This window comes from Sphingomonas sp. Ant20, from assembly GCF_000783375.1.
Lineage (GTDB): Bacteria > Pseudomonadota > Alphaproteobacteria > Sphingomonadales > Sphingomonadaceae > Sphingomonas > Sphingomonas aerolata.
In genome coordinates this window covers 1-5,789 of the sequence record NZ_JRVI01000174.1, presented here as the reverse complement: position 1 = coordinate 5,789, position 5,789 = coordinate 1, and the positions used below count along the sequence as shown (strand labels likewise).

Below are 5,789 nucleotides of genomic sequence, written 5' to 3'. Positions count from 1 at the left end.
CCCGCCGACCGCCCCGCGGCGCCATGCGCTGCCCGCCGCGGTCCATGCCCGCCTCATGGCGCACCCCGACTGGCTGGCGACGCTCGCCCGTCGTACGGGCGTCGTCCACGATCTGGAGAGCCGCTGATGCCCGCCGTGAAATGCCCGATCTGCGGCCAGCCCGCCGTCCCCGATTACGCCCCCTTTTGCTCGAGCCGGCACCGCGACCGCGACCTGCTGCAATGGCTCGGCGAAGGCTATCGCATCCCCGGTCGCGCAATATCGCAAACGGGGCTAGACAGCGGTGAAGAGCCCGACTAAACGCGCCCTTCCGATCGCACGATCGGCCCTTCATCCGATCCCGATCGGACGATGCCCGGATAGCTCAGTTGGTAGAGCATGCGACTGAAAATCGCAGTGTCGGCGGTTCGACCCCGTCTCCGGGCACCATTTTTCTTCTGATATTGCAACACCGAACCGTACTTTGCGGCAGGCGTCCACGCGCGTTCAGCCGCCGCATCATGCCGTTCATGGTCCAGCCTCGCCCGCGCGGCCATCCAGCCCATAGTCTTGTCAATTGTGCTCCACATCGCATGGCGCTCTGGCATTTGAGAGCTGTTTTGGATTCACTCCGACAAATACTTGCAAAGCCCGACATCCGGGTTAGTGTGAGCGCTATCGCAAATGCTAAATTGCGCATCTCCGTCTGAAGTCGGAGACATGCAATTCGGTCGCCCATGCCTCACGCACGATGAGGCAATGCGACCCATGAGGGGAGGCAAGGATGGGCTCGACGACGTCTGCTGCTTCCACCGTTGCGGCCCAAAGCCCGACGCTCGCCCGCCGTGGCCCTGCAGTCGCGCACGTGATCAGCGTTGCCGCACTGACGTGCGCGCTGCCCGCCTTCGCGCACGACACTGCCATTCAGAGCAACACGCTACCCCTGCCCGCGATAGACGGCGCTGGTAACGACATAGTCGTCAGCCTCCGCGCACGCACGGCGGTGATGCCCGGCTCGATCGAAAACGACGCCCCGACACACCGTCTGGTGGCCAGCCCGCCTCACCACCGCGAACGTATCGATCATATCGTGCGCCACGGGCTCCAGCCCGTCTGACCTGCCAGAGGACCCATCGAATCATGCCACGCCTGCCCGCCCGTCTTGCCATTGCCGTCCTTCTTGCCAGCAGCGCGTCGGCCGCGCTCGCGGCCCCGCGTCTTGACGGCGTACTGACTGATCACGCGGTGATCCAGCGGGGTCAGCCGATCGCGCTGACCGGCGAGGCGGCGGCGGGGGAGACGGTGATGATTACGCTGGCGGGGCGTTCGGTCACGGCAAAGACGGACCGAGCAGGCCGCTTCGCTGCGGAATTGCCCGCGCTCGACGCCGGCGGTCCCTATGATCTGACGGTCGCGGCGCAGAGCGGCGCGGCGGTGCTGCACGATGTGCTGATCGGCGATGTCTATCTCTGCTCGGGCCAGAGCAACATGGAACTGGCGGTCAGCGAGGCGCAGGACCTGATCCCCGATGCGCATGCACCCGTCGACGCCGGCCTGCGCCTGCTGACCATCCCGAAGCGCGCCGCCGCGACGCCCGTCGCGCGGCTCGACGATGCGGTGCGCTGGACCGTCGCCGGCCCCACGAGCCAGCCCGCCTTCTCCGCGGCCTGCTTCTACATGGCGCAAGCGCTCCGGCGGAGCGCGGCCGTACCGATCGGTGCGATCCATGCGAGCTGGGGCGGGTCACGGATCAGCGCGTGGATGAGCGATCCCGCGCTGCGGCAGGCGGGGCTAGGCGACCAGGCGGATCTGCTCGCGCTCTATGCGCGCGATTCCGCGGCGGCGAACCGGCGTGCGATGACGCTGTGGGAGACCTGGTGGCGGACCGGATCGGGCGACGCGGTCGGGCGCGAGCCGTGGCAGCCCGGCGCCGCGCTCGACTGGCAGGCGGTGCCCGCGATGACCAATTTCGAGACCTGGGGCATCGCCGACCTCGCCAGCTACAACGGCATGCTGTGGTATCAGCGCAGCGTCGAGATCACCGCCGAACAGGCGCGCGGTCCCGCCACGCTCGTGCTGGGGACGATCGACGATGCCGACCGGACCTGGGTCAACGGGATCGGTGTCGGCGGCAGCAGTCTAGCCTCACAATCGCGCGTCTATGCGCTGCCCGTCGGCACGCTGAAGGCCGGGCGCAACGTCATCACCGTCAATGACGATGACGTCTATGCCTATGGCGGGATGACCGGTCCTGCGGACACGATGCGGATCACCTTCGGGGACGGGAGCAGCGTGCCGCTCGGCGATGGCTGGCGCTATGCGAAGGCGCGACGGATCGCGGGTTCCGCCCCCCGGGTGCCGTGGGACGACATCAACGGCGCCGGGACGCTCTACAATGCGATGATCGCGCCGCTCGGCCGGACGCGCGTCGCCGGGATCGCCTGGTACCAGGGCGAGTCCGACACCGGCATTCCGGGCTATGATCAGCGTCTCACCGCGCTGATCGCCGACTGGCGCACGCGTCTCGGCAGCCCGCAGGCCGGCTTCGCCATCGCCCAGCTCGCCGGCTACGGCGCACCGTCCTTTGCGCCAGGCGAGAGCGGCTGGGCCACTGTGCGCGATGCGCAGCGTCGCGTCGCCGCCACGGACCGCCACGCCGGCGTCGCGGTCACGCTCGACATCGGCGATGCACTCGACATCCATCCGGGCGAAAAACATGCGGTGGGGCAACGCCTTGCCCAGGTCATGCGGGCGACGGTCTATGGCGAACGGATCGCACCCTCGGGCCCGGCCATCGCCCGTGCACAGCGCGCGCCCGGCGGCGGCGTCGCGCTCGATTTTCCGGCGTGACCGGCGCGCTGCACGCGAAAAGCGCGCGCGAGGCGATCGGGTTCGAGCTGTGCGGTGCCGCCGCCGCAAGCTGTCGCTACGCATCCGGCACGGTCGTCGGCTCCCAGGTGACGCTGCCCGGCGACGGCCAGCCCGTCACGCGGGTCCGCTATGCCTGGTCGGACACGCCCGCGATCAACCTGGTCGACGATGCAGGGCTGCCCGTCGGCCCGTTCGAAACGTCGCTTTCGTGACGCGCCGGCGGCGACGTCCGGCGAGCATGGGGGAGACGATGATGCGCGAGAGTATGATGCCCGCCCGGCGCGCGGCGATTGGCCCGTCGCTCACGCTTGCGATGGCGCTCGTCGCGGCCCCGGTCGCTGCGCAGACCAGCCCGAACGCGCCCGACCAGGCCACGGTCATGGCCACCGCGCTCGTCGCGCAGCTTCGCGCGGACGAGAAGCTGCCCCAACTGCTCAACGTCGCGCCCGCAATCCCGCGGCTCGACATTCCGGCCTATAACTGGTGGACGGAATCGCTCCACGGCGCGCTGGGGCCGATCGCGACGACCAATTTCCCCGAGCCGATCGGTCTGGCCGCCAGCTTCGATGCGCCGCTCGTCCAGGCGGTGGCAGGCGCGATCAGCACCGAGGTCCGCGGGCTCCACACGCTCGCGCGCGAAACCGGGCGGGTCGGGCATATCGGCACCGGGCTCGACAGCTGGTCCCCCAACATCAACATCTTCCGCGATCCGCGCTGGGGGCGCGGCCAGGAAACCTATGGCGAGGATCCCGTCCTGACCGCGGCGATGGGCGTCGCCTTCGTTCGCGGCGTGCAGGGCCCCGATCCCGAGCGCCCGCACGTCATCGCCACGCCGAAGCATTTCGCCGTCCACAGCGGGCCGGAAGCCACCCGGCACCAGGCCAATGTCTATGTGTCCGCGCACGATCTCGAGGATACCTTCCTGCCGGCGTTCCGCGCGGCGATCGTCGACGGACAGGCGGGGTCGGTCATGTGCGCGTATAACCGCATCAACGGTCAGCCCGCCTGTGCCAGCGACCCGCTGCTCAAGACGCATCTGCGCGGCGCCTGGGGGTTTTCGGGCTATGTCGTGTCCGATTGCGACGCGGTGAAGGACATTGCCGACAACCACAAATATGCCCCCGACGGCGCGACCGCGGTCGCGGCGGCACTGCGCTCGGGAGTCGACAATGAATGCAGCGGGGATACGCTGAGCGACACGGCGGGGCTCGACGCCCGCTATCGCACCGCGTTGCAGCGCGACCTCGTTACCCCGGCCGATATCGATCGCAGCCTCGTCCGCCTGTTCGCGGCGCGCTACCGCACCGGCGATCTGCCCGGTCTGGCCGGCGCGCCCGCGGCGGTACCGGTCGACGCGGTCGGAGCCGCCGAACATCGCCGGCTCGCGCTGACTGCAGCCGAACGGTCGATGGTATTGCTGAAGAATGACGGCGTCCTGCCGCTGCGCGCCGGGACGAAGGTCGCGGTGATTGGGCCGCTGGGCGACGCGACCCGCGTGTTGCGCGGCAATTACGCATCGCCCTTGTCGGGACCGCCGGTCTCGATCCTCGAAGGTCTGCGCACGACGCTCGGCGCCGAGCGGATCACGCTGGTCCCGTTCGGCGAGTCCGTCACCGATGGCGACCGCGTTCCGACCTCCGCGCTGCAGACCCCCGATGGCAAGCCGGGCGTGCTCGCACGCTATTACAACCCGGTCGCCCCGCTGCCGACCGCTTTTGCCCCCGGCACGCGCGACGCGATCGTCGCGGCGGTGCGGTATCGGGACACCCCCGTCGTGACCCGGATCGAGCCCGATGTCGGCGACCGTCAGCTCGCGCTGGCCGGGGTCGCCGACGTGCACCGGACGATCCGGACCGGATTCCTCATCCCCCCCGAAACCGGCACCTATCGCCTCGGCCTGTCGGGGGCGGGCGGCGTGCTTGAGGTCGACGGGGTGGTCGTGTCGGACCGTCGCAAGGCCCGCTGGAACGATCTGCCCGGAATGAAGACGCTCACGCTCACCGCCGGGCGACGCTACCGCATCGCGATCGACGGCGGCGGCGGCGATCTCGTCTGGAAACGCGTATCGGACGATCCGACCGCTGCGCTGAAACGCGCCGCCGCGGCGGCCGACATCGTCGTCGCGGTCGTCGGCCTCACCTCCGATCTCGAAGCCGAGGAAACCGGCGTCAGCGTTCCGGGCTTCGCCGGCGGCGACAAGACCACGCTCGACCTTCCCGCCGACCAGATCGCGATGCTCGAACAGGCGCGCGCCGCGGGCAAGCCGATCGTGCTGGTCGCGATGAACGGCAGCCCGATCAATCTCGCCTGGGCCAAGGATCACGCGGCCGCCATCCTCGAGGCCTGGTATCCGGGCGAACAGGGCGGGCTGGCCGCAGCGAATATCCTGACCGGCCGGACCAATCCGTCGGGCCGGCTGCCGCTGACCTTCTACCGCAGCGTCGCGGATCTGCCGCCCTTCGGCGACTATGCGATGGCCGGGCGGACCTATCGCTATTTCACCGGCACGCCCGTCTATCGGTTCGGGGCGGGGCTCAGCTACACGCGCTTCGCGTATGATGCGATCCGGGTCGAGCCCGCGCCGGCCGGGGCGGAGACCGGCATCCGCGTTACCGCGCGGCTCCGCAATATCGGCAAGCGCGCGGGCGCCGAAGTCGCGCAGCTTTACCTCGATTTCCCCGACCGGCCCGGTACGCCGCGGATCGCGTTGCGCGGGTTTCGCCGCGTCGACCTCAACCCGGGAGAAACCCGCATGCTCAGCTTCGACCTGTCGCCGCGCGACCTGAGTTCGGTCGCGCTCGACGGCACGCGATCGGTCGCCGCCGGCACGTACCGCGTGACGCTGGGGTCGGGCCAGCCCGGCACCGGCGTTCCGGGCGCGACGACACGCTTCACCGCGCGCGCTTCCGCAGCGCTGCCGCTATGATCGCCCGCTCGAT

Annotated in this window: 5 protein-coding genes and 1 tRNA gene; all 6 read left to right on the top strand. The window is 69.7% G+C overall.

All coding sequences use genetic code 11. The features are described from left to right. The first annotated feature begins 126 nt into the window (after positions 1-126). Entirely contained in the window at positions 127-300 is a 174-nt protein-coding gene (yacG, locus tag NI18_RS23605; RefSeq protein ID WP_081877796.1) for a DNA gyrase inhibitor YacG, read from the top strand. Positions 301-353: 53 nt separating this feature from the next. After that, positions 354-429: transfer RNA gene (locus NI18_RS16840), tRNA-Phe, on the top strand. Positions 430-763: 334 nt separating this feature from the next. Then, on the top strand, positions 764-1,096 hold the full coding sequence (locus NI18_RS16835) for a hypothetical protein (protein WP_128082295.1): 333 nt from the start codon (positions 764-766) through the stop codon (positions 1,094-1,096). A 23-nt stretch (positions 1,097-1,119) separates the two neighbouring features. Beyond that, on the top strand, positions 1,120-2,829 hold the full coding sequence (locus tag NI18_RS16830) for a sialate O-acetylesterase (protein ID WP_306286479.1): 1,710 nt from the start codon (positions 1,120-1,122) through the stop codon (positions 2,827-2,829). Continuing rightward, entirely contained in the window at positions 2,826-3,062 is a 237-nt protein-coding gene (locus NI18_RS27255; protein ID WP_306286478.1) for a hypothetical protein, read from the top strand. Before NI18_RS16830 ends, NI18_RS27255 begins: the two co-directional genes overlap by 4 nt. 41 nt (positions 3,063-3,103) lie before the next feature. After that, entirely contained in the window at positions 3,104-5,776 is a 2,673-nt protein-coding gene (locus tag NI18_RS16825) for a glycoside hydrolase family 3 C-terminal domain-containing protein (protein WP_198527049.1), read from the top strand. Positions 5,777-5,789: the final 13 nt, after the last annotated feature.